Origin of the sequence: Billgrantia tianxiuensis, assembly GCF_009834345.1 — a bacterium.
GTDB classification, from domain to species: Bacteria; Pseudomonadota; Gammaproteobacteria; order Pseudomonadales; family Halomonadaceae; genus Halomonas; species Halomonas tianxiuensis.
Window position 1 is genome coordinate 2,109,718 of the sequence record NZ_CP035042.1, and the last position, 26,293, is coordinate 2,136,010.

The window sequence follows — 26,293 nt, forward strand, 5'->3', positions numbered from 1 at the left end:
GGTGGGGCTGCTGGACACCCGGTTTGGCTGGGGCGAGCTGCCCGACGAGGGAACCGTCATCGTTTCCGGGCCGCGGCGATACCTGGATTACATCTCGGCACTGAGCGAAAGAAGAAGGAAGGGCGAGGACAAGCTGGAAATCATGGTGTTTCCACTCCGCTATGCGCTGGCGGACGATCGCACCATCAACTATCGCGGCCAGTCCATCGTGGTTCCCGGTGTCGCTACCATACTGAGCGCACTGCTGGAGAAGCGGGCGAGTGGCACCATTCCAACGCCTCCGATGTTTTTGGCATGGCGCCGGACGAGGGCTTGCAGGCTTTCGCTGCGATGCGGGAGCAGGCCGCTCAACGGATTCAGCGTCATGTCGATAACCGCTCCCAGACGCCGGCTCGACTCAGTCAACAGCTACGTGACGATCGAAGTGGCGGCTCCATGGTCAGTGCCGACATTCGCAACAATGCCTTGCTGATCCGCGACGACCCCGACAAGGAGTCGATGTATCGGAGCCTGATCGAGAGGCTCGACCAGCCCCGCAACGTGATCGAGATCGACGCCATCATTCTTGATGTCGAGCGGGGCAAGTTGGCCGAACTGGGCATCAACTGGCGGGTGGGCGGCGGTGGCATGGAAGCGACCTTCAATGCCTCGGGCGCCGAGCCCTTTCTCGCCAGAGGGTCGTCGGCAACGGTGCTGATACAGGACTTCGGCCACTTCTTTGCCCAGGTTCGTGCCTTGGAGAGCCGGGGCGAGGCGACCCTGGTCGCCAACCCTTCGATCCTGACCATCGAAAACCAGCCGGCGGTGATCGACTTCAGTGCGACCTCCTTTCTCTCTTCCATCGGCGAGCGGGTGGCCAGCATTACACCGGTCACGGCGGGTACCAGCCTGCAGGTGATCCCGAGGGCCATTGGAAACGATTCGCAGCGTCTGGTGCAGCTATCGCTGGACATCGAGGACGGCAATATCGAGCAGGACGATGGCGGTGATGCCGGCACGCCCAGGGTCAACCGCGGCACCATCAGTACCCAGGCGGTGATCCGGGCCGACCGTTCCCTGGTGGTGGGCGGCTTCAACGTCGAGCGCAGCCAGGATCTCTCCAGCAAGGTGCCCCTGCTTGGCGATTTGCCCGGGGTAGGCAAGCTGTTCCGCTACACGAGCCGTCATCACTCCAATCGGGAGCGGCTGTTCATTCTCACACCCGACTGGTGGGTACCGAACTCGATCCCCTGGAGTACGTGTCGCCCGAGAACCGGCATGCGCTGGGCGCTGCGCTCGACAACCAGGAATCTCGCCACCGGGGACGGCGCAACAGCGTGACCCGTGCCGAGGTAGAGCGTGCCTTGGGTGCCTTCGCCGAGCATCACGTACCCGAAGGATTCGAAGCCTTCGATCCCCAGGAGTTCGAGGGGTTCTGCCGGAACGGGCCCGTGCGCTTGATGGGGCATGAGCGGATGCAGGGGTATGCCAACGATCGCTTTGTCGTGGTGATCGCGGCCGTGAGAAACAATGGTGAGGAGCGGCATCGTTTCGATGAGGCCGCCTGCGGCTATCACAACGTGCTGGCAGTGGCAGTGTGGCCGAATGCCGACCTGCTGCCTGGGGAGCAGGCCGAAGTCATGCTGGCGTTGCGCCGGCCCGATTCCAGCGCCAGGACGAGACCTGCTCTGATCGAACCACCTCTCTCCCAATGACTCCTTCCCAATGACTTTTCTCAATGACTCTTTCAATCACCCTCCTCATGAACAGGAAGCCTGTCATGCGCCGCATACTTGCCGTTGCGATTCCCCTGCTGCTTGCCGGTTGCGCGACACACGAGCGCCAGGGGTGTAGTGGCTCCGAGAGCTGTGCCCGCCCGCTGTCGTCGCCAGAGCACCTGGTGATCTGGTGGGCACCCGACATGCGTGGGGGATTGGCAGAGGGCCAGGTTACCACTCGCTATCGCTACGGAGATTGAGAATGCTGGATGAAGAGGCGCTGGCGCAGTGGCTGCGGGAGCTGTCGCGGGGCCAGGCGCGGGACCTGATGCTCGAGGAGGGGCGCCTGGGCCTGCGGGACTCCGCCGACGGCGTGATGCTGCAATTGGAGATGGAGGCCATGGGCCGCTCCCCGGAACATCTCCTGGCCCTTCTGGAGCAACGCTATACCGATATGATCGCCCTGAATGCTGCCTTCATCGCTGCCAACGAGTCCGGCGTCTGGGTGTTGCACTGGCGGCTGGGGGCCGAAGCGCGGGAAGACCCGGCGATGTTGCGGGAGGCCGTCGAGTGTCTGCGTGCATGGGCCGCTGCGGCGCGTTGAGTTAGCGATGCCCGATGGCGATGTCCGATGGATGGTAACGTGTGGTGTGGATCGGAAGCACCTATCAATCCCCGCAGGGAAATCGATTCCCGCGGGGGATATTCTTTTGCCCTTGGCTTTCGGGCAGGTGGATATGGTTTCGAGCAGGTGGATATGAATAGGAGGTCAAGCCGCCTGGCGCAAGAGATCGGCGCTGAAGGTGCGCACGTCCTTCGCCTGGCTGATGAACGCGTTGAGGGTATCGCTGAAGTGTCGCTCGTCGGTCCGCTCAAGGGACAGGACGTAGCACAGGCAGAGTGCATCCTGTTCGTCGATGGCCAGCCAACTGCCTTGCATGGCACCGATCTCGAAGTTGAGCCGCAGCAGTTGGCGCAGCGCCTGGGACGGCAGATCATGGCCGAGGGGGAGCAGGTTGCAGTGAAGAATGACACTGTCGCTGTGCACGGGCACCTCGACGACTGCCAGCTCGGTGCCCTGGGCGTCGAATAGCGCGCAGACACCATCCTTCAGCCGTAGTGGGGTGCCGAGGGTCTGTCCGAAGTGCTGCAGCAATTGATCGGCCTTGCATTGGTAGGGAGTCATGGTCGCTCCTGATGTCGATGTCATGGCAGGCTTGCGAGGCCTGTCGTTGTGCCGGCTTCCCGCTCCCAAGGTCATTTCCTTGGGAGCGGGGGCGAGAGAGAGTTGGGCGTTCAGCTACGCACATCCAGCCCTTGCTGCTTGAGTTCGGTCATGGCCGAGGCCACCTCCGGCTTGGAGGAGACCGCATTGCCACTCAGGGTATAGCTGCGCGGCGTGTCCTGGTCGGCGCCATACTGGAAGCTGATGGTTCCTGCCACTCTTTCCATATAGATGTTGGCCGAGCTGGAGCCGCCAAACAGCAGAGTTGGCGAGGAGAATCCTTCATTGTGCTGTCCGGTTTCATAGAGCGTAATGGACTTGATACGGCGACTTTGCGGATTTTCCAAGGCGGCCTTGACCTCGGCCAGGCCGGTCTTGCCCTCGAGGTAGTTCTCCTCGAGGCGGTGGCGTACGTCGTCCTTTGGCTCCAGGGTGACCCAGGTGTAGCTGTTGGGTTTGGACCGAGCGCCGTCAATGATGGCGGCGAATGCCGGATCGGTCTTCATCATGCCGTTGATCTGGCTGGCCAGGGCGTCCTTGCGTGACGGTGCAACTAGCGAGGTGAGGAAGTTGAGTACTCCGCCCCGGTCGAGGTGGCTGGGGTTGCTGTGGGCGACCACCGCCTTGGCGGTCGACATCAACTCCTTATTCGCGCTGGCGGCCTGATGCTGGACAGCAGTGGACTCGATGCTGCGAAGGGCGGCGTATTGCTTGTCATTCTGGTGGGGCACCGTGCCCGAGGAAAGAAAATGGGTCTTGAGGATGGAGAGCTGCTCGCCGATATCCGTCAGCTCCCCGATATTTTTAAGCATCTCCTGACTGATCGGATCATGGAAGGCTTTGGCCAGGCTGTCGATGAGACTGTCGAGATCCTCACCGGTGACAGGCTCTGCGCGCTTGGTCTGGATTTCACCGCGCACCTTGACCGAGTTGTCGACGGCCAGCTTGCCTTCGGATTTGGCGTTGGAAAACATGACGAGATCGCCTTCATTTTCGCTTCTATTGATACCAAAGGTAAGCGCCAGATCGGCACTCGCCGAGCCAGAATTCAAGGGTCCCGTCGTATTGTTGATCCGGTGCTTGGATTTTTCGATCCCCTGGTAATGGAGCTCGTCCTTTTTCCGCGAGAACAGATTCATGCCGCCGGAAATCCCACCGCCGAGGCGGAACATGGCCGTTGGATTGTCGTCCTTATCGGTCAGGTCCAGCCTGGCCCTGGCGGTGAAGTTGGCTCCCAGGTCGACACTGAAGAATGTTTTCTTGCCATGCATGGAAACGTGCTCCACACCTTTGTCGACCAATGCTTCCGGAGTGATCCTGCCACTGGTCAGGCCATCGACGAAGTCGTCGATCTCCTTGCCACGGATATTGAAAATGAATTCATCATGGCTGACGGCACCCCCGCCAACCGTCAGGCCGGCTCCCAGGACTAGATCGGGCTTGAAGGTCTGCTCGCCACCGTTGATGGAGACAGGAATGTCTTTGGGGTCGCGCTTGAGTATATCGGGCAAGACGTCCTTGCTGATGCCCATGTTGCCGCTGCCGGCGAGGCCAAGATTGCGGCTCAAGGTGACCTCAATGCCATCCTCAGTGCCAAGGAATTCGATATTGTAATTGCGCTTCTGCTCGGCGCCCACGCTGGGGAACATGTCAAGAACCTTGACCTTTTCTGCCAGAGGGGCCGGGATGAAGGTGGCGGAAGCCCCAGCGCCGTAGGCGCGGGAGATGATCACGTCATCGTCCGGCTTGAGGGAGTGCAGCAACGCTTTCATATCCTGGTTCAGCGCCTGCTGATCCTTGCTTTGCATGGCCGCTCTGCTGATCAGGCTCACTCCATGGCCAGAGTCACTGAACGCCTTGATGAAGGTCTTGGCGACGTCGTAGCGCGCTTCGACATCCTTGTGACTCAACATGCCATGGTCGGTGTAGTGCTTCACCCGGTTGTTTTCGTAGCCGTTGTCACGTAGCTGGGCAAGGTCATGCTTGAGGCTGGCCAACTGCTGGGGAGTGGCCTGATCGCCGGAGACCAGCTCGGCCTTCTCCACCAGCCGGTCGAGACGTACCAGCGCCAGGGTGTCGAGCACCAAGCGTGCCTTGCCAAGGGCCATCGCGTCGTTGTAATCGCGTTGACGCCCGAGAGGAATATCGGCCTGCTGGTGGCTCATGTTGACGCCAAGGGCGGTGAACGTCCTCAATAGCTGAGCGGTATTACTATCGGGGGAGGCCGGGCTGTGCTTCCAGAGCGTGAGCAACTCCTCGCAGAGGCTATGGCCGGAACGGTTAGGGTTGAATGTCTGAACGATGTCCTTCCACTGCGATGGCTTGTAGTCCAGTTTGAGTTCGCCGCCCCGGTTGAGCACGCCCTGGTGCTTGCCCAGTTCGGTCAATCGCTTCTCTGCGCTGAGCTCCAGACTCTCGCGCAGGGATTCCAGCTCCTCTTTCAACTCGGCGCCGGCGCTGCCCAATTCCAGACGTTGCACTCGAGTCTTCAGGTCCACCCGCTCGCGTTGTGGGGCGAGGCCGGACTTGATTTCGGTATTGCGGGCTTCCAATTCCTTGAACAGGGCGCTTTCCTGCTCATAGAGAGGTCGCAGGCCCTCACGCCCCTGCCAGCGGTGTTGAACGAAATTGGCAGCCGTCTTGATCGGGCGGGGAGTTTCCCAACTGGGCTTGAATACGTGGGCGGATAGACGATCGAGGAAGCGGCTGCTGATCTTGTGGGTTTCCATCCCCGCGACGCCGCCGAATTGAGCGGTGGCAGCATACTTCACTCCGCCCTTGCTCACCTTGAAGCCCTTGGAGGCCAGGGCGAGATTGTCGAACAGCCGGTCTCTGCCACTCTTGTCGTTGGCAGGGGACGCATTCTCCTGTTCGGGTGGCGCCGATGATTCCCAGCCATGCTCCTGCCGCTTGAGGCGTTCACCGGAGGCGAGGGTCAGCTCGCCCCGGTAATCGCTCGAGCCGGAGAGCGTGGCGCCGGTCAGGTCGCCCGTGCCTTCCGGCAGGGTTTCGGGCTGCCAGCTAGCGGAGGGAGCCGTGAAACGCGGTTTCTGCCAGTCGTCGGCGGCCAGGCTGTAGAGCTTGCCTTCGGAGGTGAGGGCGAACAGGCGCTCGTTCCTGTCGACGCTCAACTGCCGGATTTCACCTTCCAGCCCACGGGTGCCAATGATGACGGGTGGATGCTTGTCGCTGTTGGTGCCCGGGCGAACGTGGGTATAACGCAGTTCACCGCTCTCGGATAGCGTGACATGCCGGTAGTTGTCGAGTACCGCCGCGGCCGTGATGTTCTCTTTCGGCGTGTTCTTGGGGCCATCCTTCAACTCGGGCTGGCCACGGGTCTGGGTGATGGCGGAGACGTTGCTGTCACCGTGAGCGATGACGGCTGAGTTCTCCTTGAAAGCGACTTTCTTCAGCTTGCCTTCCTGCAGGACGTAGGGTTGCCCATCGAGGCCACGATGCAGGCCGTCGATGTTCCCGCCCACCTGGGTCCATTGTTCGGTCAGCTTGTCCTTGGCGTAGAGCTTGCCGTCGGCCAGGCCCAATTGCCCCAGCTTGCCGAAATCCTGCGGTGTCAGTCCTTGAGGTGCCTCTGGTGCAATGCCCCGGCTGTTGTCGATGTGCAGCACGTCGGAGAGGTTCCAGCCGGGACGGAACGTCGTGCCGGAATCGTCCAGGGGACAGGCGTGCAACTGGTTGCCGTGATCCCTGATCAGGGCCGAGAGCTTGCCGTCGCCATGAGGGGTGAAGCCTTCGAACTGAATGTCCTTGCCGAAAGCATTTTCCAGGTCCGACTGGGGAATGGCCTGAAAATGCAGTTCGGTTTGCCCTTGTTGCGGCAGCGGGGCCATCAGCAGCCGATTCTCCTTGTCGGTGGCGAACAGGGCCTGGTCGGTGATGGCAATATGGCCCAGTTTCAGGACGTCGGAGCTTTTCAGTCCGGGAATAGGGGTGTCGGGGGCATAGCGGGGAATAAGCTCCAGGGCTTGTTCGGGGCTCGCCTCAAGTGAGGGGAGCAGGCGCAGGATGTTGTCTCTGCCGCTGGCTGGCTCGAGTAGCTGGGCCACCTCGCCGTGCCGGTTGATGTCGAACGCAGCGATGGGCTGCTCGGTCGTGATGCTGCTGCGACCGGTGGCGAGATCGACGATTCGCGTCGACGCTTCCAGGCCATAGAGCCCGCCATCGCCCCCTGGGGTCAGCTTGTCGATATCGGGCCGGTCGGGCTGCCATTGCCCCGCGCTCGACAGCTTGTGCAGCTTGTCGTCGTGGAGTCGCCAGCGATCGCCATTGCCGTCATGATGGACGCCGGTGATCAGTGCCAGGTAGTTGCGCTCGCCTACCGGATGTCCATCGTCGGCGAGCCGGTCGGCGATCGACGCGGGAGGCTGCTTGGGATCCAGCATGGTCTTGGAGCTGTGCAGGGCCACCAGGCCAGTCTGAGGGTCGGTCGACACCTGGAAGGCGCGGCCTTTCCCGTCGAGCAGATACTGCTGCCGGTCATCCTCTCTGGACTCATGGGCGACGTAGCTCTGCGAGGCCTTGCCCAGGGTCTCCTTGATCAGGGTGGCCACAGAGGCAGGTGTCTCGGGATCGATCGTCAGCTTGCTGTCCTTCACCCCCAGGCGGGGGGGTTGCAGCACGACGGTGCTCTCTTGGGAGGCGCCGGTAGGTGGGGCAGGCTGGCTGCTGCTGGGGCCGGGTGGCGGGCTCGGTGGCCTCCGGGCAGCCGTAGTAGAGCTTGCGCCGATCTCGATAATGGAATGGCTCGGAGTGAACAGTGGCGCCTTGCCGCGCTCGGCGTGAAGTTCATTGGCACTTCGCCCATCCGGGAACTGGCCGGTGGCTGGACGGGAGGCGTCTACTTGAGGATTCTCTTCGCGAAGGGAGGGATCGCCACCGGAACCGTCTACTTCGCTCTCGTCGCCTTCGGGAATCGTGGGCAGGGTAAAGGCCGATAGTCCACGTTGCCGCAGTGCCTGTAGATGAGCACTGACTTCGGGATCCTCCTCCTGGCGGGAGGTTTCGCCGCCGGCATCGGCTAGCGGCCGGGAGGATTCACCCGTTGGGTGATTGGCGTTTTTGTCGAGGTGGCTAAAGCCTTGGGGGTTGTCCTCTCTGACCCGGGCAAGCAAGGAGTTGCTGGCGAAGCCTGGGGGGAGCGAAGAGTGAGTGGTTGGCCGTTGTGCTTCCGCAGCGGTGCCTGGAGTCGCGTTCTTCTCCGCCTTGTGTTGCTTCATCCCCAACTGATGCATCAAGCGCGACGCCATGGACCGTGAACGATGTCTATCACGCTGGCCGGCTCGCTCACGGGAGAGCGTATCAGCTGGCAGATTGACACCGGCGCTGACCGAAGGCGAGCCATTCCCGGTAGATTGACGCTGGCCGGAGCCGGGGAGCGAGGAGGAAGGGGGCTTGCGCCTGCCGATACCCAGCAGGTTTTTCAAAGAGAGGGGCTTTTTCTTGTGCTTGCCGACCGTGTGACCTTCCGCGTCGGCCGTTTGCTGTGTTACCGCCTCGGGCAGGGGCAGCTCGCGGCCATCACTGGCCAGGCTCTGGACTCGGCCGTGCCGCTGTTCCCCCTGAACTTGCCGGATGCCTTGGCCCGTGGCGTGGCGAGAGACTTCCTGACTCTCTTGAGTTGACTGGAGGGCACTTCCCTGAATTTTGGTCATCTTGGCACCCTTGCTGTTCTGTGCAAGCCGACCCCATGGCCTGGTATGCCGGGTCAATGGCGTGGCTGCTTGGCTTGATCCTCCGTCCCTGGGGAGCGGATAGCCGCCAGCGCGGGTTTCCAAATCGTCTCTCGCCTCAGTGGACCCTGTCTGAGTGGCCGGCCTGGTACTGTGGTTCCTCCAGCACGCTGGTTTCCGCGAACATGACTTTCTACGGTGCCCTTTTTCAGGGTGCTTTCTTAAGCAGTGAGCATCGCTCTGTATGCCTTGTAGGAATAATCCTACAAGAGCGTTTTCATGTTCTTATTTTTTCATTCTGTTTGCCTTATTTGGGCAGTGGTTAATGAAGAAGTTGTGTTTTGTTAATAAAGATATTGGAGGTGTTTTTATGGTCATATATTGTTGATTTCACTGTGTTTTTTGGTGTCATGAGTTGGAGTTCGAGTGTTTCCGAATTTTTATTAAATATGGTGTGATTGACCCAGGGAAAATCGCATTGGTATATCTCTTCCTTGCTAGCTGTCAGGAAAGTTGTTGGGTAGTGGCTACTCCAATGACCATTGGATAAGTGATTCAGAAAATAATGAACCGCTTTCCTCACAATGGATGGCGATCACAAGGGTGTGAAGATGCGAAGAATCAAGGCGCGACCCGCTGCGGTGATGGAGCAGCACAAGGGAATAAATATCGAGACGCTCTACCGGACGCAGAATGAACGACTCAAGCGCTTCATTCAGAAGCGGATATGGAGTCGGGAAGATGCCGAGGACGTACTTCAATTGACGTATCTTGAGGCGATGCGTTGTCAGGAGCGCTTCATCGGTGGATCGAAGCCAGAGACTTGGCTGTTCGGAATAGCGGCCAACCTTACCCGGAACTACTTCAAACGGCACTACAACCAACCCCCGCTGGATGAGATCAGCGATGCTCTGTTGTCAGAATTGCAGGGTGAGGCGGAAGATGATCCTGGCGTGCTCGTCGAGCATGAGATCATCCTCAAACACACCGTCGACGCCTTGGCAACGCTTCCCGACGATACTCGCTCCATGTTCGAGTTGATCGTGGACGCCGAGTACAGTTATCAGGATACTGCCGAGCACCTGGGGGTTCCCGTCGGTACCATCCGCTCCCGTCTGTCTCGTGCTCGCCAGATGCTCAAGAGTCAGCTGGGAATGTAATGCGAGACATGCAAGCGGGTGACGGCTGTTGATCGCCCGCTTGTCATGGCATGGTCAATCCCCTTCCATCATGCACGCGATTCCAGACGTCGTTATGCCGGAGGTGATCCGCCAGGCAGTCAACGAACTCAATGATCTTGCAGGGAACGTGGTTGCGGTGGAGGTACACCGCGTAGATGCCAACGTCTTGGCGGCGGTGCTGCTTGAGTATTTCCACCAAGGTGCCATCCTGGAGAAACGGCATGGCGAGAAAGTTGGGTTTGATAATGATCCCCGCTCCTTTGGCAGCTGCCTCGCACATGGCCCGGCCATTATTGCAGGAGATAGTCCAGGAGCTTTTCTGCAATGGACTGGGGAATTCTCGGCCTTGTACCATATATCTGAGAGTCTGATGTTCTGCTAGTTGTTCCAGGTTTTTTGGCTCGCCATATTGCCGTAAATAAACTGGCGAAGCGTAGTAGCCAAGAAAGGTCGTAGCCAAGCGGCGGGCAATGAGCGCTGAATCCGGTAGTTCTCCGACACGAATGGCAACGTCAAGTCCATCTTCTATCAGGCTGACAAAATTATCGTTCAAGTTGATATCAAGTTGTATTTTTGGATGGGAGCGCTGAAAGCTGGTAAAGGCATCCATTAGGTACATGGTGGAAAAGTCTACGGGAGCACTAATTTTTAGTACACCTTGAGGCTCCTTGTCTTGCTGCTCGACAAGGGATTCCAGTTCATTTATTTCCTTCAGTATACGCTGGCATCTTTCGTAGTAGAGGGTGCCGATTTCGGTTGGACTGACCTTGCGTGTAGTACGGTTGAGAAGACGAACCTTGAGGTGTGATTCCAATGCATGGATCTGTTTGCTTACCTGAGCAGATGAGATGCCAAGAGCCGTGGCTGCATGGGCAAAGCTTCCCAGCTCGACGATTCTGCAAAAGCACTGCATGGCGTTAAATAAATTCATGATACAAGCGATGCTGTTAGGTGGGGGCGGTGGGTCGTCGTATCCAAGGTATCGACTGTTGCTGTGTTGCGTAGCGATCGTAAGAATACTGAGCCCTCAGCCTGCCGCATGGTCGCTTCGGGAAGACAGCCTTGAAGGTGGGGGGCGGAAAACTTCATGTCTCATCCTGAGTGAAATAAAAAACGATTCATTCTTCTGGGGCACATATCGAGCTGTAAATTCTAATTAAATTTAAGCTGTTTTTCGAATCGCAATGAAGAACACGCATGCAGCGGAATGGTATGTGATTTTGATAGGACCGGTAAACTTTGGTGACCAGGGAACAAGGGACTTGAACCTGCCTCGCCGGGAAGGAGCGAGGGAGAGGGTCAGTTTGTTGAGTGCTGTGATTCTGGAAAAACAGAACCCAGCCGACTCAGTTTGAGCGGCTGGATTTCTGCGTTTCTTCGGGCATCAGGCGAAGCTGCCGTGGCGATGTCTGGCTCTGGCCAGACAGGCGGCCAAGTGAGCGCTGAGTTCGCGAGCATCGTCGTCGGCACCGTGGATGGCACCCGACTTGCGCCGTCGCATGAAGGGCAACCCCATGGCATAGAGACCCGGCGCCACCACGCCGCCATGGTGTAGCAGGCGCCCGCGATCGTCGAACACCGGCACCTCGAGCCAGCGATAGTCGGGGCGAAAGCCGGTTGCCCATAGCACCGTCTTGATCTCGCCGGCGGCCAGGTCGAGCCCGAGGCAGGGGCGTTGCGGCACTCGGGTGGGCGCAGGGCGCTCCGGGACGGGCAGGGAATCGTGCCAGCCGTGAGCGCTGGCCCAATCATCCAGGTTGTCGAGCAGCCGGACCAGCTTGAGGTCCGCTGCCTGGCAGTGTACCGCGAGGGACCCGGAGAACTGCAGCCGGGTGCCGGCCAGGCCGACGAGGCGTCCCACCAGACGTACGCCGCGCTCGCTAAGGGCGTTGAGGTCCAGGTCCAGCGGCTCGGTGCTGCCCAGCAGCTGCGGCGAAGGCTGGCGCCGGGCACGGATGAGATCCTCCACCTCGTCGAAGCGCTGGTCGAGCAGGCCGGCATGCTCCAGCCACCACTGGATGTCGCGGCTTCGGTAGCGCCGCGGCAAACGCAGGTGCTCGCCCACGGCCAGCGTCACGGGCCGCCCACTGCGCTGGAGCTCGTCGGCCAGTTGTACGCCGGTGGCCGAAGCGCCTACTACCAGCACCCCACCCGGAGCCAACTGGTCGGGGTTGCGGTAGTCGAGAGGCGTCAGGCTGGCGATCCAGGGTGGCAGGTCCGCGGCCAAGGCAGGCACCGCTGCGCGCTGGCAGGCGCCGGTGGCGATCACCACCGCCCGGCAGCGCCACTCGCCCCGGTCGGTCATCACCCGGTAGCCGTCCTCGGCCTGGCGCACCGAGATCACCTCGGTACCGGTATGCAGCGGGGCCGAGAGGCCCCGTGCATAGTCATCGAGAAAGGCGATCAGCTCCGCCATACCCATGAAGCCTTCCGGCTCCGGCCCGGTGTAGATCTGGCCTGGTAGCCGCGTCTGCCAGTTGGGCGTGAGCAAGCGTAGAGAGTCCCAGCGCTGGCGCCGCCAGGCATTGGCCACCTCGCCGCGCTCCAGGATCACGTGATCGATGCCGTGCCGGGCCAGGTGGTGGCTCATGGCCAGCCCGGCGTGCCCGGCGCCGACGACCACGGCGGTCACGGTCTTCACTTTACCTCGACCTTGACGTGGGTCGGGTTGGTGAGCAGGTCGTAGACCGCCGAGCGTTTCTGCGACTGGGCGACCAGGGCCTCGATGTCGGCACGGCTGGCATCGGCATCGATCGCGAACGTCACGCGGATGTCGTCGAAACCGTTGCGCACTTCGGGATCCATGCCGAGGATACCCTGAATGTCCATGTCACCCTCCACCGTGGCCTTGACCGAGCGCAGCTGGATACCGCGATGCTGGGCCACGGCGGCCACTCCCGCAGTGAGGCAGGCGGCCAGGCCGACCAGTACGTACTCCACCGGGGTGGGGCCATGGTCTTCGGCGGCGAACACCTCGGGTGGTCGGCCTCGAAGGTGAAGCGTGAGCGGTGCTGCTGGGTTTCGCCGAGGCCGTAAAAGTCCTCCACGGCGATCCGGCTGTGAGTGCCGCGGATCCAGTCGCAGTGGGCACGCCAGGTGAAGCGGGCAGCGGCGGGAGCCTGGGCCAGCGCCTCACGGGCGCCCAGCAGGGCGGTGACGTTGACGCCATTGTCGATCGGTTGAGTGGCGGTGTGCATGGAACTCTCCTCATGCTGTTGTATCTCGTCAGGGGTTGACCGTCAGCGGTCAGCTGCGAGATTCACGGGGTCACGTGAGACTCAGCGTGGAAGAGCGCGTGGTTTTTCAGGCGGCAGGCGTGGAATCCACCGCGGGAGCGATACGCTGGAAGGCCCAGATGCGGCTGACCGGCATACCGGCCTGCTGCTGGGCGTGACGCACCGATTCGGCATCCGGAGCGTGATAGAGGCAGAGCATGCGCTGGCGGTCGAAGGAGAACAGGGTGCGCAGGAAGCGGACCTGATGGTTGTGCAGGCAGGCCGCACCGGCGTCTTCCAATGACTGGATGGCCTGGAAGGTCACCGGGGCGCCAAAGTGGCGTTCCACCATGACGTTGGCGGCTGCCAGTCCTGCGGCGCTGAGGCCGGGGGCATCGTGCAGGCTGCCGCCCCACATGGAGCTCACTTCGGCACCGGCCTGGCGCAGGCCGATACGGGCCGACTCGAGATCCGGGGCGTGGAAATGACACACCAGGCGACATCCATCCCGTGCCAGCAGGCTCTCCTGCCAATGAATTCGATGCAGGTCGAAGCATGGTTGGGCGCCCTGCGTCAGTGAGCGGACCAGCTCCGCGGCGAGAGGGCGGTCGAAGCGGCGTTCCAGAAAGACGTCGATCATGTTTCATCCTCCGCGGCGGGTTGTTCCCGTAGGGCTTGCCAGCGGCGCCGGGCCCAGCCGGCCACCGGCGCCTGGGCCAGCGCTTCGGCAGCCAGGGCATGGTGCTGCCACTCGGCGGTGTCGCCGAGGCGGCGTGCGGCCTCGGCGAGCAGGGCATGGGCCAGCAGTTGTTCGGTACGTCGCTCCAGCACCTTGGCATGCTCGAGGGACTCGGCGGCCCGCTGGCGGGTGCTTTCGATCCGCCCCCGGGTAAGGTCGAGGCGTGCCGCCTGGAGCAGCAGCACGGCCAGGCGATGGCGGGCGTCGGCATGGCGCAGCGTGACCAGGGCGACACCGAACGGGCCGGGATCGTCCTCCCGCGCATAGCGACACAAGGCCTCGGCGGCGGCGGCATAGGGGGCCTCGCTGCCGTCGCGCAGGCGTTCGCCAAGCTCACGCAGTTGAAGGCAGCGCTCCTGCGCCCTGGGGTAGTCGTCCCGTTCCATGTCCATCAGCAGCAGGGTCTCCTGGGCCTGGAATTCTCCCAGACGGTCGCCCATGGCCTTGCACAGGGTACGGGCCTCCTTGAAGTAGGCCTCCGCCGCGTCAAAGCGATCCTCGTGGAGGCTGAGCAGGCCTTGGGCCAGGGGAATGGCGGGGTGGGCGATGCGCTGCCGAATGGCCTCTTCGCGAGCCTGGGCGAGCAGCTCGGTCGCCTGGTCCAGGTCGCGTTCCAGCATGGCCAGGCAGCGGGCGGTCTCGGCCATGGCGATGATCTGTTCGCGTCCTTCGGCGCAGCGCATCGCACGTTCCGCCTGCAGCGTCTCTTCATGAGCATCGCTCCACTGGCCATGGGCCCAGCGGATGTGGCTGGCCAACTGATAGCCGAGCCGCGCGTGGGCCAGCGCGCCATGCTCCAGCGCCTGCTCGGCCAGGGCCACCACTTCGCGGGCGCCGCTTTCCCAATCCGCCAGCGGGACGGCACTGTAGAGGATGTCATGCAGCTCGAGAGCCAGGCAGACGCGTCGTATGCCGGCAATTTTCTCGGCCAGCGCCAGCCCATGCTGGGCGAAGTGCTGGGCCTGTTCGTTGGCGCAGATCCTCAGGCAGAAGCGGCCGGCCTCGACCGTGGCCCGAGCGGCCAGCTCCAGGTCACCGCTGGCCTGGGCGTGGTGGGTAAGCTCTTGTGCCTGGCTGATGTCGGTGAGCGGGGTCTCGGCCAGCCACTCCGCCACTCGCCGATGCATGGCCTGGCGCCGGGCCGGTGAGATCGCGGCATACAGTTCGGTGGCCATGTCACTCTGGGTAAAGCGCAGCCCGCCGCCTTCGGCGGTCAGCCAGTGGCGTCGCTCGGCCACTTCCAGCGCCGCGCCGATGCGGTTGATATCGAGCCCCGACACCTGACTCAGGGTCGCCGGGCTGGGATTCGGCGCGAGCAGTGCCGCCCAGCGCATGACTTCCAGGGTATCGCCTTCCGGTAGCGTCAGCTCGCCAACCACGGAGAGGGACAATGGCGTCGGGGCGGTATCTGCTGGTGTGGCGGCGGCCAGTTGTTTGGTTTCGCGCCAGGCGCGCAGCAACTGGCCGTTGAGTGGCAGGCCCGCTTCGCGGATGAGTCGCACGCCCAACTGCAGCTGTTGCTCGGCCTCGCGTGGGCGATGCAGAGCCAGCAACAGGTTTACCAGCCGTGCGCGTGCCGTTTCGTCGAAGGGGGCGATCCTCACCCAGGCGTGGGCATGGGGCAGGGCCCGCTCCGGGGTATGCATCAGGCGTGCGACCAAGGCGGCGAGCAGGGCCGTCTGGGCACGCAGGGCCGCCTGGCGCTCGGCCAGACACCAGCCGTGAAAGTCGGCGAAGCGATCCAGCTCCAGGCCCTCCAGGAACGGGCCGCGGTAGCGGCCGGCGGTGTGTTCGAGCGCTGCGACATCGGCTGACTCCAGGCGCTCGCCATGCAGCTCGTGCAGGCCGACCACGTCGATGTCGATATCGGTGGTATCCAGTCCCACGCCGTTACGGTCGGCCCGCAGCCGGGTGCGGCCCGGCGCATCCACCAGTCGGCGCAGCTTCGACAGGCTCCAGCGCAGCGAGCCGCGCGGGTCGTCGGGCATTTCCCACAGCAAGTCGCACAGGTGTTCGCGGCTCAGGGAACGGGTATGCAGTGCCAGGTAGGCGAGCAGGGCGCGGGTCTTGCGGGAGGGAGGAAGCGCCAATACCTGCCCATCCCGAATCACTTCGAGGTCGCCGAGCAGGTTGAGAGTCAGCGCGTTCATCGTAGGCCCCGTTGGGGTAACGCTTGAATTATAGCGCGTGGGAACGAAGCGCTGGCTGAATCCCACCACGCTGGAAGAGGGAAAAAAACCACGTTGGCTACCACGCTGGCTTCCTCGCCGGGCAGCGAGGCTCCTACCAACCCATCCCTGAGGAGAGAGACAAGCCATGACCCGCTACGCCAGCATTCTGGAAACCATCGGCCGTACGCCGCTGGTGCGACTCGCCCGGCTTGCACCGCCGGACGTCAACGTGCACGTCAAGGTGGAGGCTTTCAATCCCATGGGCTCGGTGAAGGACCGCATGGCCCTGGCGGTGATAGAGGCGGCCGAGCGCAGTGGGGTGTTGCGTCCGGGCCAGACGGTGATCGAGGCCACCAGTGGCAATACCGGCATTGGCCTGGCCATGGTGTGCGCGCGCAAGGGTTACCCGCTGGTGGTGACCATGGCCGAGAGCTTCAGCCTGGAGCGGCGGCGTCTGCTGCGCTTCCTCGGCGCCCGCGTCGTGCTCACGCCAGCTTCCGAGAAGGGCAGCGGCATGCTGGCCAAGGCAATCGAGCTGGCCGAGGCCCATGGGTATTTCCTGTGCCGCCAGTTCGAGAACGAGGCCAACGCCGAGGTGCACAGCCGCACCACGGCGCGGGAGATCCTCGACGACTTCCAGGGCGAGCCGATTCATGCCTGGGTGACCGGCTTCGGCACCGGTGGCACGCTCAGGGGCGTTTCCCGGGTGCTGAAGGCGGCCGATCCGCGCATTCGCATCGTCGTGGCCGAGCCCGACAATGCTCCGCTGCTGGGCAGCGGCGAGGCGCAGCCAGCAGGAGCCAGCCATCCGCGTTTTCGCCCGCACCTGATGCAGGGCTGGAGCCCGGATTTCATCTCCCCGCTCACCCAACAAGCGGTGGCAGCCGGCATGGTGGACGAGATCGTGCCGGTGGCGGGAGAGGAGGCGCTGCGCCTGGCCCGTGAGCTGGCCCGCAAGGAGGGAATCTTCGTCGGCATCTCCGCCGGCGCGACCCTGGCGGCGGCGCTGGAGGTGGCTCGTCGGGCACCGGCCGGTAGCCATATCGTCTGCATGCTGCCCGATACCGGCGAGCGCTACCAGTCCACCCCTCTGTTCGAGGGCATCGGGGATGAGATGAACGAAGAGGAACTGGCTCTGTCGCGCTCTACGCCGGGCTGTCGTTTCGACGTGCCCGCGCCACGCCCGGCCGCCGCCATGTCACGGGCTGTCGAGCCGGCGGATACGGGGCGTGATGCCGAGGCCGAGCGGAGGCTGGAAGAGTATCTGGCCCAGGCGCCGGTGGTGATGTTCGCCCTCGCCTGGTGCGAGTTCTGCTGGGCGGCGCGCAAGCTCTTCGCCCGGCTGGGGGTCGATTACCTGAGCGTGGATCTCGATTCGCCTGACTATCAGGCCGACGACATGGGCGTGCGCCTGCGTCCTGTGCTGGCACGGCGCACCGGAGCGCCAACCATCCCGCAGATCTTCATCGCTGGCGAGCCGCTCGGTGGCTGCGGCGAGCTGTTCGATGCCTGGCGCGATGGCAGCCTGGGCCGAAGACTCGCCGCGTGCGGAGTCGCATACGACGCCGAGGCCATCATAGACACCGAACTGCTGCTGCCGGCCTGGTTGCATCCACGCTCCACCACGGCCTGATGGAGAAATGCACATGAGCTATATCGAGACGATTCCTCCCGAGCAGGCCGAAGGCGAGGTGCTGGCCATGTACCAGCGTCAGCAGGCGCACTTCGGCTACCTGCCCAACTACGCGCGGGTGTTCTGTCATCGCCCCGAGGTGATGAAGTGCTGGGCGGCACTGATCGCGACCATCCGTCGCCCCATGGAGGCGCGCCGCTACGAGCTGGTGACCGTTGCCGCCGCCCGGGCCCTGGGTAACTCCTACTGCTCGTTGGCCCATGCCAAGTTTCTCGCCGAGCTGATGGGCATGGAGGCCACCCAGGCCATGGTGACGGGACAGAAGGGGCCGCTCGACGAGGCCGAGCGAGACATGATGGCCTTCGCCGCCAAGGTGGCCTGCCGGGCTCAGGAGGTCGACGCCGAGGATATCGAAGCGCTGCGGGCGCATGGGTTCGCCGACGAGGAGATCTTCGACATCGTCGCCGTGGTGGCCGGGCGCGCCTTCTTCACGCGCATTCTCGACGGCCTGGGCGCCGAGCCCGACGCCGCCTACCGCGAGCTGCCCATCGAACTGGCGAAGGCGCTTTGCGTGGGTAGACCGATAGCGCTTGACGAAGCGCAGCGTTGAGCCATAGTGAAACTAGACCGTTCGGTCTGATGGAGCGTCCATGGCCCATACGACGAAGGAACGCTTGCTCGATGCGGGATTGGGCATGCTGCTACGACACGGCTACAACGACTTGGGTATCCAGGCCTTGCTCGAGGAGACGAAGACGCCCAAGGGCTCCTTCTATCATCACTTCAAGAGCAAGGAGGATTTTGCCCTGCAGGTGATCGACCGCTACATGGTCGAAGTGCACCAGGGGCTCGACCTGACCCTGGGTAACCAGGCCCTGCCGCCGCTGGACCGGGTGCGACGCTTCTTCGAACTGTCGCAGGAGAAATACCGCGAGGAGGGCTACCTCGGGTGCCTGCTCGGTGGCGTGGGGCAGGAACTCTCGGGAGTAAGCGAAGTATTTCGACGCAAGATCGCCTCCTGCTTCGCCAGCATTGCCGAGCGCATTGCAGGGTGCCTGGAGGAGGCGCGCCAGCGCGGCGACATTCCCTCCGGCAGCAAGCCGCGAGAGATGGCCGATTTGCTGGTGGATTGCTGGGAGGGGGCGGCGTTACGCAGCCGTTTGCGTGGCGATCCGGCTCCCCTCGAGGCGATGCTCGACTTCTATTTCTCTGCCGCAACGGGGTAGCGATTCTTTTTTGTCCTGCCACCAGACCGACCGGTCTGTCCACGGCCGACCCACTGGGCCGACCCAAGACCAACGAATAGGGTTGGGACCGACCGACCCGGGAGATGTGTCATGGTCATGGCGACACTGTACGAACGGCTGGGAGGAGATGGCGGCATCGCTGCGCTGGTCGACGAAATCGTCGAAGCTCACATGCAGAATCCGCAGATCAAGGCGAGGTTCACGCCTTATCGGGACGACCCTGTACACCTGGAAGCGGTGAAAGGGCACCTTCGGGAGTTCCTGACTTCCGGCAGCGGGGGGCCGGGAGACTACCACGGCAAGAGCATGCGCGAGGCCCACCGGGGCATGAACATCAGCGAGGCGGAATACATGGCCGCCATCGACGATATCCTGGCGGTGCTCGACCGCCACGAGATCGATCCGCAGACGCGCCAGGAAATGCTCGGCATCGCCTATTCGCTCAAGGATGACATCATGCATGTGTGAACGATGCCGCGATGGGCAGGGCCAGGCGCCATGTGGCGCCTGGCCTTTTTTTTCATGCTGCCAATGCCTCTGCCACGGCCTCGATCGTGTGCGGATCGACCTCGCTGCCGGGACCCGAGCACCAGGCGGCATGCACCATGGCGGTAAGTTCTTCGACGCCCCCCTCGGCGACCGGCAAGTGCCCGGAGAGCACCGTGGTCGGCGCCAGGCGCTCCAGGCCATGCAGGGCGCGACCCAGGGCCGCTCGGTCGGCCGTGGCCAGCCAGGGGGCATCGATCGCTGACCAGGCCACCAGGCCTTCGCGCAGGGTCGGGGGCGCGATCTCCCTTACGCTTTCGACCGGCTGGGGAAGCAGAGCGCCGAAGCTGTCGGCGGCGAACAGGGTACGCGAGCGGGTATCGAGGAAGCCGAGGGTTTCCGGTGCGTCGTAATAGGGCGGGCGCAGCGGGACCAGCTCGCGGTCCCCAAGCGTGAGCCGGGCGCCGGGCTCCAGCAGGTGCACGCGGCTGACGTCGAGACCGAGCAGGCCCATCTTGCCCATACCGAGGAAACTGGTCACGACCCTTGCCTTGGGGGCGCGTTCCAGAATGCGTGCCAGATTGCCGATATGGTCGGCATCGGTGTGGCTCAGCCAGATCCAGCGCAGGTCGGTGAGGTCGATTTCCGCCTCGAGGGCTTCGAGGAAGGCGTCGCCGAGTGCGGCCAGGCCGGTGTCGACCAGGACCGGCTCATGGCCCTTGTGCAGGAAGGCGTTGACCGCCAAACCGCCCATGCCGGGCAATGGCAGGAAGGCAGGCAGCACATGCCAGTCGCTCCCGGCCCCGAGGGTTTGCAGCATCGTTGGGTTGTTGTCGTTGCTCATCGCTGGGTTCTCATTTTCAGTGAACACCATTGTTCACTTCGAGAGTGATAAGCCTGTCGGCGACGCTTGTCAATATTTAAGTAAACAAGTATGTTCATTGAATGACAAAGACACGCCGTTACACCCAGCGCAAGCGCGCTGCCGACCGGGAAGAGACGCGCCTGCGCATCGTCGAGGCAGCGATGGCACTCCACGAGGAGATCGGGCCAAGCGACACGACGATCAGCGCCATCGCCCAGCGGGCGGGCGTCCAGCGCCTGACCGTCTATCGCCACTTCCCCGATGAAGCCGCGGTATTCCAGGCGTGCACCAGCCACTGGCTCGAGCTGAACCCACTGCCGATGCCTGCCGCCTGGGAGGCCTGCGAAGGCGACGATGAGCGGCTGCGTGCGGCGCTGCTGGCCTTTTATCGCTACTACCGGGGGACCCAGCGCATGTGGCAGGGTGCACATCGCGACGAGCCGAAGGTACCGGCGATCCAGGGGCCCATGGCGGAGTTCCGCGCTTACCTGCGTGAGGTCGGCGAGGAAATTGGCAAAAGCTGCGCGACGACCGGGGATTCACGCCTGACGATCACGTTGCAGCATGCCCTGGCTTTCACTACCTGGGCCTCGCTGGAGTCGCTGGGCCTCGATGACGAGGCCAAGGCGGCGCTGGCGCTGGCGTGGGTGCAAGGGCTCGAGCGCTGAGGCGTCGCCCTGCATTTCGGTGTGTCAGTCCGCCATCTGCTGGTTCGGCGGCACGATGCCCAGCCGCTTCATGCGACGGTAGATGGTCGGGCGCGACAGCCCCAGTTCCCTGGCCACGGCGCTGACGTTCCATTGGTGTCGGCACAGGGCGCGGTAGAGCAGGTCCTGATGGAGCGGTCGCGCGGATGAACCGGTGGCGGTGGATAGGGCCTGGCCCTGGCTGGCACCGGGGTGGGCCAACTGACCATGCACGCACTCCTCGGGCAGGTCGCCGACGACGACCTCGTCCCCATCGCAGGTGGCCAGCGCGTAGTGCAGCGCGTTGTGCAGCTCGCGAATGTTGCCAGGCCAGGGATAGGCGAGCAGGGCGCTCATGGCGTCGCCGCGCAGGCGCACCCGCGAACCGCGCTGCTCGTTCAGCTCGGCGAAGATCTGCCGGATCAGGTAGCCCTTGTCGGCGCGTTCGCGCAGCGGCGGCAGGCGCAGGCTGGCGCCGTTGAGACGATAGAAGAGGTCCTCGCGGAAGCGCCCGGCCTGGATCAGCTCGCGCAGGTCGCGGTGGGTGGCGGCCACTACCCTCAGGTCCACCTTGATCGGCCGGCTGGCGCCGATGGGCAATACCTCCTGCTCGGCCAGCACCCGCAACAGACGGGTCTGTAGCTGCAGCGGCATGTCGCCGATCTCGTCGAGGAACAGCGTGCCGCCGTCGGCCTGCACGATCAGCCCCTTCATTCCCTTGCTGCGCGCCCCGGTGAAGCTGCCCGGTTCGTGGCCGAACAGCTCGCTCTCGATCAGCGATTCCGGCATGGCGGCGCAGTTGATCGCCACGAATGGCTTGTCGCGGCGCCGGCTCGAGTCGTGCAGGGCGCGGGCCATGCGCTCCTTGCCGGTACCGGTCTCGCCCATCACCAGGATGTTGATCGGCTCGTTGCGCAGGCGCGCGGCCCGGGTCAGGGTGTCGCGCATGCTCGGGTCGTCCTCGGCCAGCGCCTCGAGCGGGGCCAGGCTGGAGTCGCGGGGCAGCGAGCGATTGGCGCCGGGGCGCCGGGGCGGCTCGATCAGGGTGGCGAAGTGGATCTCGCGGTGGCGCCGGGTGTGAAAGGCTTGTACCCGGTCGTCGCTGTGCTGGGGGATGGCGAGTACCTCGCTGACTTCGCCGTCGAGCAGGTCGCGAATGTTCCAGGCCTGGAAGGGGCGTGCCTCGCCGGCCTCGGGCAGCGGCAGGCCGTGATGGCGCAGCAGCTTGCGCCCCGCCGTGTTGGCGGCCACCAGGGTGCCGTCCTCCTCCATGGCCAGCAGGTAGCGGCGATTGATCTGCACGAACTCCCGCGAGCGATCCAGGCAGACGATATGGCGGTCGCCGTAGCGCTGCAGGAAGTAGGCATCCTCGATCATCCTGGCGGTGGTCTTGACCAACTGCAGGGCGAAGGTCTGCGACTCCTTGGCGGAGGGCGAGCGATAGGCGGAGATGTCGAGTACCGCCAGCAGCTGGCCGTGGGGATCGAAGACCGGTGCCGCGGTGCAGGTGAGCTGGATGTGGTGGGCGCTGAAGTGGTCGCTGTGATGGCAGGTCAGGGCGGTGCGCTCGTGGATGCAGGTGCCCACGGCGCAGGTCCCGGCGTGGGATTCGCTCCAGTCCGATCCCAGGTAGAGGCCGGTGCGCTGATGCTCGCGCTGGTCGCTCTTGGCGCCGAGGAACTGCACCGCGATGCCGCGGGCATCGGTCAGCAGTACCACGTAGCTCAGCGGCGCGACCTGGCGATAGAGCTGCTCGACTCCGGCCCGGGCCACCTGGAGCAGGGCATCGGCCTGGTCCTGGTGTTCGCGCAAGGTGGCGCCGGGCACGTAGCGGGCGGGCGTGGGACGGGCCGGATCGAGGCCATAGCGATCGATGCAGCGACGCCATGAGCGGGCAATGATGCCGGCTTCGTTTTGCGCCGGCGTTCTCGCCTCGGTGTCGGCAACGGTGCGCAATATCGTGTCGATATGCTGGCGCTGGTGGTGTGTCGTGAGCGGTGTCGTGGACATGGCGGAGCCTTGGCGTGGCATGTCGTTGTCGTTATGCCTTCAAGGTAAGGGTCGCCCACCCGGCGCGAGATACGACCTTCGTCGAGCGCTTTACACCTGTAAACGCATGCGTACGCCCTCCGTGTAACGCGACTGTCATGCGGCGCGTTCCGGACATGCTCCCCGACTCCTCCGATATTGCTTTTCCTACAACGAGTTACTCGTGTTCTGGGTGGTTCTGGCATGGAAGCTGCCCGGGTGGGGTGAGCCCGCCGCGTCGGCGTGGCCATCGCCCAACAACAACCGAGGACTCGCACTATGCCACTTGCCATCGGGACGACGCTCAGCCGTCGTCGTTTCCTCACCCTGACCGGCGTCCTGGCCGCCGGCAGCCTGGCGCTCAGCGCCTCGACGCTGTGGCCGCGCTGGGCGCGCGCCGAGCCCGAGCTGGCCACCCGGCTGCTGCGCCTGGGGCGCGACATCTATCCCCACGAAGCGATCGCGGATCGCTACTACCTGGCGCCGCTCACGCCGCTGCTGGGGGAGCAACGTGAGCTGATCGCCGCCGGGCTCGACGACCTGGACCGCCGTGCGCGGGCGGCCCATGGCCGGGATTACGCCGCCGTCGACAGCGCCGCCGAGCGCGAGGCGCTGCTGCGCCAGATCGAGGATGGCGAGTTCTTCCAGGCCGTGCGCAACACCCTGGTAGTGGGGCTCTACGACACGCCCGAGCTGTGGCAAGCCCACTTCGGCTACGAGGGCTCCTCGTGGGAGCAGGGCGGCTATGTCGGCCGCGGCTACAACGATCTGGTGATCGACTGGCTGTGACGCCGGCACGCCGCTCACCACAACAACAAACGCTGCAATGAGGAGACACGCCATGAGTACCCGATTCGAGCATGACGACGACGGGGTGCTGGTGATCATCGGCTCCGGTGCCGGCGGCGGCACCCTGGCCCACGCCCTGGCCCGCAAGGGCATCAAGAGCGTGGTGCTGGAAGCCGGCAAGCGCTACGCCCTGGAGGATATCGAGAACGACGAGTGGGCCATGTTCGAGAAGATCTCCTGGCTCGACGAGCGCATTACCGCCGGCCCGCGCCAGTTGAGCGAGACCTTTCCCAACCTGCCGGCCTGGATCGTCAAGGGCGTGGGCGGCAGCACCATTCACTGGGCCGGGGTAGCGCTGCGCTTCCAGCCCCACGAGTTCCGCCTGCACAGCGAGGTGGGCGACATCGCCGGCGCCAACCTGCTGGACTGGCCCATCTCCTATGAGGAGCTCGAACCCTACTACGTCCAGGCCGAGCGGCACATGGGTGTGACCGGCGATGCCTCGGGCATGCCGCTGCACGACTGGAACAACAACTTCATGGTGCTGGCCGAGGGGGCCAGGCGGGTGGGCTACGAGAAGCTGCGCGCCGGGCCCATGGCGATCAACACCCGGCCTTACGACGACCGCCCCCAGTGCATGCAGGCGGGCTTCTGCATGCAGGGCTGCCGCTTCGGCGCCAAGTGGTCGACGATGTACACCGACATTCCCCGCGCCGAGGCCACCGGCTACTGCGAAGTCCGCCCCAACGCCATGGCGCTCACCATCGAGCACGACGAGCGCGGCCGGGTCAACGCCGTGGTCTATGCCGATGCCGAGGGCAACCTGCAGCGCCAGCGGGCGCGGGCGGTCTGCGTGGCAGGCAACTCCATCGAGTCCCCCAGGCTGTTGCTCAACTCTCACTCCGCGCTGTTCCCGGACGGCCTGGCCAACTCCTCCGGCCAGGTGGGACGCAACTACATGACCCACGCCACCGCCTGCGTGTTCGCCGAGATGCCCAAGCCGGTGAACATGCACCGTGGCACCACCTTCGCCGGGATCATCTCCGACGAGGCGCGGCTCGACCGCTCCCGCGGCTTCGTCGGCGGCTACACCCTGGAGGTGATGTCGCTCGGCCTGCCGTTCTTCGCCAAGTTCATGGACCCGGCCAATGGCGGCTGGGGGCGCGATTACGCCGCCATTCTGGAGAAGTATGACCATCTCTCGGGGGTGTGGATCTGCGGCGAGGACCTGCCCATGGAGGAGAACGGCATCACCCTCCACGACAGCCGCAAGGATCAGTACGGCCTGCCGGTGCCCATCGTCTACAAGGGCGATCATCCCAACGACGAGGCCCTACGCCGCCACGGCCAGCAGCAGGCACGGAGCTGCTACGAAGCGGTGGGCGCGGTGCGGGTGTTCGACGTGCCAGATTTCCCCACCAGCCACAACGTGGGCACCAACCGCATGAGCGCGCGCCCCGAGGACGGCGTGGTGAACCAGTGGGGCCAGGCCCACGACATCGACAACCTGTTCGTCTCCGACGGCAGCCAGTTCACCTCCAGCGGCGCCGAGAACCCCACCTTGACCATCGTCGCCCTGGCCCTGCGCCAGGCCGACCACATCGCCGAGCGCATGTCGCGCGGCGAACTCTGACAGGAGCCATCCCATGCAACCGACAGCCGACCAGCGGCGCTGGATGTACCGCCACATGGTACTCAGCCGCCATCTCGAGGAGCGTATCGAGGCGCTCTACATGGAGGGCAAGACCCCGGTCTTCAACATGGCCAAGGGGCCCATTCCCGGCGAGATGCACCTCTCCAACGGCCAGGAGCCCTGCGCCGTGGGGGTGTGTGCCCATCTCTCTGCCGACGACATCGTCACCGCCACCCACCGGCCGCACCACATCGCCGTGGCCAAGGGCGTCGACCTCGACGCCATGGTTGCCGAGATCTTCGGCAAGGCCACCGGGCTCGCCGGCGGGCGCGGCGGCCACATGCACCTGTTCGACGCCGCGGTGAACTTCTCCTGCTCCGGCATCATCGGCGAAGGGCTGGGACCCGCGGTGGGCGCGGCGCTGTCGAGAAAGATGCAGGGCAAGCCGGGCGTGGCGGTGGCCTTCATGGGCGAGGGGCGGCCAACCAGGGTGCGTTCCACGAAGCGCTCAACCTCGCCGCGGTATGGCAGCTGCCGGTGGTGTTCGTCATCGAGGACAACGCCTGGGGCATCTCCGTGGCCAAGCAGGCCTCCACCGCGGTGCCGCGCAACGACCTGCGCGCCGCCGCCTACGGCATTCCCGGTCACCACGTGGCCGACAACGACGTGGAGGGCGTCTTTGCCGCGTCGGGCGAGGCCATCGCCCGCGCCCGCGAAGGGCGGGGGCCGAGCCTGATCGAGATCGAGACCGCACGGCTCGCCGGCCACTTCATGGGCGACGGCGAGGACTACCGGCCCAAGGGCGAGAAGGATGGGCTCAAGGCCCGCGACCCGATCCCGCGCTACCGCCAGGCGCTGCTCGACGCCGGCGTGCTCGACGAAGCCGGCGACGTCGCGCTGGTGGCCGAGGCCCACGCGCGGGTCGAAGCGGCCATTCGCTTCGCCCAGCAGAGCGACTTCCTGCCGCCCGAGGCGGCGCTCGAGGCCGTGTTCGCCTAACCCCAGGAGATG

The 26,293-nt window shown here is 64.1% G+C and carries 23 protein-coding genes and 1 pseudogene; 15 read left to right on the forward strand and 9 right to left on the reverse strand.

The window, feature by feature from the left end:
• Position 1 precedes the first annotated feature (1 nt).
• From EKK97_RS25775 to EKK97_RS09840, 5 genes are all read left to right on the forward strand, one after another.
• Positions 2–472 (forward strand): hypothetical protein, encoded by a 471-nt coding sequence (locus EKK97_RS25775; RefSeq protein WP_159551497.1) that lies wholly within the window; start codon positions 2–4, stop codon positions 470–472.
• The gene (gene sctC / locus EKK97_RS09825) at positions 436–1,320 is read left to right on the forward strand and encodes a type III secretion system outer membrane ring subunit SctC (RefSeq protein WP_159551499.1); all 885 of its coding nucleotides are present in this window, start codon (positions 436–438) and stop codon (positions 1,318–1,320) included. Before EKK97_RS25775 ends, sctC begins: the two co-directional genes overlap by 37 nt.
• Positions 1,317–1,694, forward strand: a complete 378-nt coding sequence (locus EKK97_RS09830) for a hypothetical protein (protein ID WP_159551501.1) — start codon at positions 1,317–1,319, stop codon at positions 1,692–1,694. The genes sctC and EKK97_RS09830 overlap by 4 nt, the downstream gene beginning before the upstream one ends.
• 65 nt (positions 1,695–1,759) lie before the next feature.
• The gene (gene hrpT / locus EKK97_RS09835; protein ID WP_159551503.1) at positions 1,760–1,957 is read left to right on the forward strand and encodes an HrpT family type III secretion system protein; all 198 of its coding nucleotides are present in this window, start codon (positions 1,760–1,762) and stop codon (positions 1,955–1,957) included.
• Positions 1,958–1,959: 2 nt separating this feature from the next.
• On the forward strand, positions 1,960–2,301 hold the full coding sequence (locus tag EKK97_RS09840) for a hypothetical protein (protein ID WP_159551505.1): 342 nt from the start codon (positions 1,960–1,962) through the stop codon (positions 2,299–2,301).
• A 165-nt stretch (positions 2,302–2,466) separates the two neighbouring features.
• On the opposite strand, the gene EKK97_RS09845 is transcribed toward EKK97_RS09840, so the two are convergent.
• Entirely contained in the window at positions 2,467–2,883 is a 417-nt protein-coding gene (locus tag EKK97_RS09845; RefSeq protein ID WP_159551507.1) for a type III secretion system chaperone, read from the reverse strand.
• 110 nt (positions 2,884–2,993) lie between these two features.
• Complete coding sequence (locus EKK97_RS09850; RefSeq protein WP_159551509.1) at positions 2,994–8,156, reverse strand: AvrE-family type 3 secretion system effector; 5,163 nt, start codon at positions 8,154–8,156, stop codon at positions 2,994–2,996.
• A 42-nt stretch (positions 8,157–8,198) separates the two neighbouring features.
• On the opposite strand from EKK97_RS09850, the gene EKK97_RS09855 reads away from it, so the two are divergent.
• A complete protein-coding gene (locus EKK97_RS09855; protein ID WP_159551511.1) occupies positions 8,199–8,561 on the forward strand; it encodes a hypothetical protein in 363 nt (120 codons plus the stop codon).
• A gap of 632 nt (positions 8,562–9,193) precedes the next feature.
• On the forward strand, positions 9,194–9,769 hold the full coding sequence (locus EKK97_RS09860) for an RNA polymerase sigma factor (protein WP_236551424.1): 576 nt from the start codon (positions 9,194–9,196) through the stop codon (positions 9,767–9,769).
• A 43-nt stretch (positions 9,770–9,812) separates the two neighbouring features.
• Here the strand turns inward: EKK97_RS09860 and EKK97_RS09865 are convergent, their stop codons facing one another.
• The 5 genes from EKK97_RS09865 to EKK97_RS09885 all read right to left on the reverse strand — a co-directional run bounded on the left by EKK97_RS09865 (position 9,813) and on the right by EKK97_RS09885 (position 15,894).
• Complete coding sequence (locus EKK97_RS09865; RefSeq protein ID WP_159551513.1) at positions 9,813–10,721, reverse strand: LysR family transcriptional regulator; 909 nt, start codon at positions 10,719–10,721, stop codon at positions 9,813–9,815.
• A 453-nt stretch (positions 10,722–11,174) separates the two neighbouring features.
• Positions 11,175–12,431: an NAD(P)-binding domain-containing protein gene (locus EKK97_RS09870; protein WP_159551515.1), complete on the reverse strand. Its 1,257-nt coding sequence runs from the start codon at positions 12,429–12,431 to the stop codon at positions 11,175–11,177.
• The gene (locus EKK97_RS23745) at positions 12,428–12,763 is read right to left on the reverse strand and encodes an OsmC family protein (RefSeq protein WP_201297064.1); all 336 of its coding nucleotides are present in this window, start codon (positions 12,761–12,763) and stop codon (positions 12,428–12,430) included. Before EKK97_RS23745 ends, EKK97_RS09870 begins: the two co-directional genes overlap by 4 nt.
• Positions 12,764–13,093: 330 nt before the next feature.
• Positions 13,094–13,645: a DUF4242 domain-containing protein gene (locus EKK97_RS09880; protein ID WP_159551517.1), complete on the reverse strand. Its 552-nt coding sequence runs from the start codon at positions 13,643–13,645 to the stop codon at positions 13,094–13,096.
• Positions 13,642–15,894 (reverse strand): ATP-binding protein, encoded by a 2,253-nt coding sequence (locus tag EKK97_RS09885; protein ID WP_159551519.1) that lies wholly within the window; start codon positions 15,892–15,894, stop codon positions 13,642–13,644. The genes EKK97_RS09880 and EKK97_RS09885 overlap by 4 nt, the downstream gene beginning before the upstream one ends.
• Positions 15,895–16,060: 166 nt before the next feature.
• On the opposite strand from EKK97_RS09885, the gene cysK reads away from it, so the two are divergent.
• The 4 genes from cysK to EKK97_RS09905 all read left to right on the forward strand — a co-directional run bounded on the left by cysK (position 16,061) and on the right by EKK97_RS09905 (position 19,263).
• A complete protein-coding gene (gene cysK, locus EKK97_RS09890) occupies positions 16,061–17,548 on the forward strand; it encodes a cysteine synthase A (protein WP_159551521.1) in 1,488 nt (495 codons plus the stop codon).
• Between the two features lie 13 nt (positions 17,549–17,561).
• A complete protein-coding gene (locus EKK97_RS09895) occupies positions 17,562–18,158 on the forward strand; it encodes a carboxymuconolactone decarboxylase family protein (RefSeq protein WP_159551523.1) in 597 nt (198 codons plus the stop codon).
• Positions 18,159–18,198: 40 nt separating this feature from the next.
• Positions 18,199–18,774, forward strand: coding sequence for a TetR/AcrR family transcriptional regulator (locus EKK97_RS09900; protein WP_159551525.1), 576 nt, complete (start codon positions 18,199–18,201; stop codon positions 18,772–18,774).
• A 117-nt stretch (positions 18,775–18,891) separates the two neighbouring features.
• On the forward strand, positions 18,892–19,263 hold the full coding sequence (locus tag EKK97_RS09905; protein ID WP_159551527.1) for a group I truncated hemoglobin: 372 nt from the start codon (positions 18,892–18,894) through the stop codon (positions 19,261–19,263).
• A 52-nt stretch (positions 19,264–19,315) separates the two neighbouring features.
• Here EKK97_RS09905 and EKK97_RS09910 read toward each other — a convergent pair whose 3' ends face one another.
• Positions 19,316–20,125, reverse strand: a complete 810-nt coding sequence (locus EKK97_RS09910) for an oxygen-binding di-iron domain-containing protein (RefSeq protein WP_159551529.1) — start codon at positions 20,123–20,125, stop codon at positions 19,316–19,318.
• 101 nt (positions 20,126–20,226) lie between these two features.
• Between EKK97_RS09910 and EKK97_RS09915 the strand changes: the two genes are divergently transcribed.
• Entirely contained in the window at positions 20,227–20,814 is a 588-nt protein-coding gene (locus EKK97_RS09915; RefSeq protein ID WP_159551531.1) for a TetR/AcrR family transcriptional regulator, read from the forward strand.
• A gap of 24 nt (positions 20,815–20,838) precedes the next feature.
• Here the strand turns inward: EKK97_RS09915 and EKK97_RS09920 are convergent, their stop codons facing one another.
• A complete protein-coding gene (locus EKK97_RS09920; RefSeq protein ID WP_234286336.1) occupies positions 20,839–22,863 on the reverse strand; it encodes a sigma-54-dependent Fis family transcriptional regulator in 2,025 nt (674 codons plus the stop codon).
• Positions 22,864–23,139: 276 nt separating this feature from the next.
• On the opposite strand from EKK97_RS09920, the gene EKK97_RS09925 reads away from it, so the two are divergent.
• The 3 genes and pseudogenes from EKK97_RS09925 (at position 23,140) to EKK97_RS09935 (ending at position 26,281) form a co-directional block, all read left to right on the forward strand.
• Positions 23,140–23,649, forward strand: a complete 510-nt coding sequence (locus EKK97_RS09925; RefSeq protein WP_159551533.1) for a gluconate 2-dehydrogenase subunit 3 family protein — start codon at positions 23,140–23,142, stop codon at positions 23,647–23,649.
• Positions 23,650–23,701: 52 nt separating this feature from the next.
• The gene (locus EKK97_RS09930; RefSeq protein WP_159551535.1) at positions 23,702–25,282 is read left to right on the forward strand and encodes a GMC family oxidoreductase; all 1,581 of its coding nucleotides are present in this window, start codon (positions 23,702–23,704) and stop codon (positions 25,280–25,282) included.
• 154 nt (positions 25,283–25,436) lie between these two features.
• Positions 25,437–26,281 (forward strand): annotated as a pseudogene (locus tag EKK97_RS09935) (thiamine pyrophosphate-dependent dehydrogenase E1 component subunit alpha).
• The last annotated feature ends 12 nt before the right edge of the window (positions 26,282–26,293 follow it).

Bases quoted from the DNA above. Each gene is read 5' to 3' on its own strand.
- EKK97_RS09880 (WP_159551517.1), bottom strand. From the start codon at position 13,645: ATGATCGACGTCTTTCTGGAACGCCGCTTCGACCGCCCTCTCGCCGCG.
- EKK97_RS09915 (WP_159551531.1), top strand. From the start codon at position 20,227: ATGACAAAGACACGCCGTTACACCCAGCGCAAGCGCGCTGCCGACCGG.
- cysK (WP_159551521.1), top strand. From the start codon at position 16,061: ATGACCCGCTACGCCAGCATTCTGGAAACCATCGGCCGTACGCCGCTG.
- EKK97_RS09900 (WP_159551525.1), top strand. From the start codon at position 18,199: ATGGCCCATACGACGAAGGAACGCTTGCTCGATGCGGGATTGGGCATG.
- EKK97_RS09930 (WP_159551535.1), top strand. From the start codon at position 23,702: ATGAGTACCCGATTCGAGCATGACGACGACGGGGTGCTGGTGATCATC.
- EKK97_RS09925 (WP_159551533.1), top strand. From the start codon at position 23,140: ATGCCACTTGCCATCGGGACGACGCTCAGCCGTCGTCGTTTCCTCACC.
- EKK97_RS09850 (WP_159551509.1), bottom strand. From the start codon at position 8,156: ATGAAGCAACACAAGGCGGAGAAGAACGCGACTCCAGGCACCGCTGCG.
- EKK97_RS09840 (WP_159551505.1), top strand. From the start codon at position 1,960: ATGCTGGATGAAGAGGCGCTGGCGCAGTGGCTGCGGGAGCTGTCGCGG.
- hrpT (WP_159551503.1), top strand. From the start codon at position 1,760: ATGCGCCGCATACTTGCCGTTGCGATTCCCCTGCTGCTTGCCGGTTGC.
- EKK97_RS09920 (WP_234286336.1), bottom strand. From the start codon at position 22,863: ATGCCACGCCAAGGCTCCGCCATGTCCACGACACCGCTCACGACACAC.
- EKK97_RS09860 (WP_236551424.1), top strand. From the start codon at position 9,194: ATGGATGGCGATCACAAGGGTGTGAAGATGCGAAGAATCAAGGCGCGA.
- sctC (WP_159551499.1), top strand. From the start codon at position 436: ATGGTCAGTGCCGACATTCGCAACAATGCCTTGCTGATCCGCGACGAC.
- EKK97_RS09865 (WP_159551513.1), bottom strand. From the start codon at position 10,721: ATGAATTTATTTAACGCCATGCAGTGCTTTTGCAGAATCGTCGAGCTG.
- EKK97_RS09855 (WP_159551511.1), top strand. From the start codon at position 8,199: ATGTCTATCACGCTGGCCGGCTCGCTCACGGGAGAGCGTATCAGCTGG.
- EKK97_RS09845 (WP_159551507.1), bottom strand. From the start codon at position 2,883: ATGACTCCCTACCAATGCAAGGCCGATCAATTGCTGCAGCACTTCGGA.
- EKK97_RS09910 (WP_159551529.1), bottom strand. From the start codon at position 20,125: ATGAGCAACGACAACAACCCAACGATGCTGCAAACCCTCGGGGCCGGG.
- EKK97_RS09885 (WP_159551519.1), bottom strand. From the start codon at position 15,894: ATGAACGCGCTGACTCTCAACCTGCTCGGCGACCTCGAAGTGATTCGG.
- EKK97_RS09895 (WP_159551523.1), top strand. From the start codon at position 17,562: ATGAGCTATATCGAGACGATTCCTCCCGAGCAGGCCGAAGGCGAGGTG.
- EKK97_RS09905 (WP_159551527.1), top strand. From the start codon at position 18,892: ATGGCGACACTGTACGAACGGCTGGGAGGAGATGGCGGCATCGCTGCG.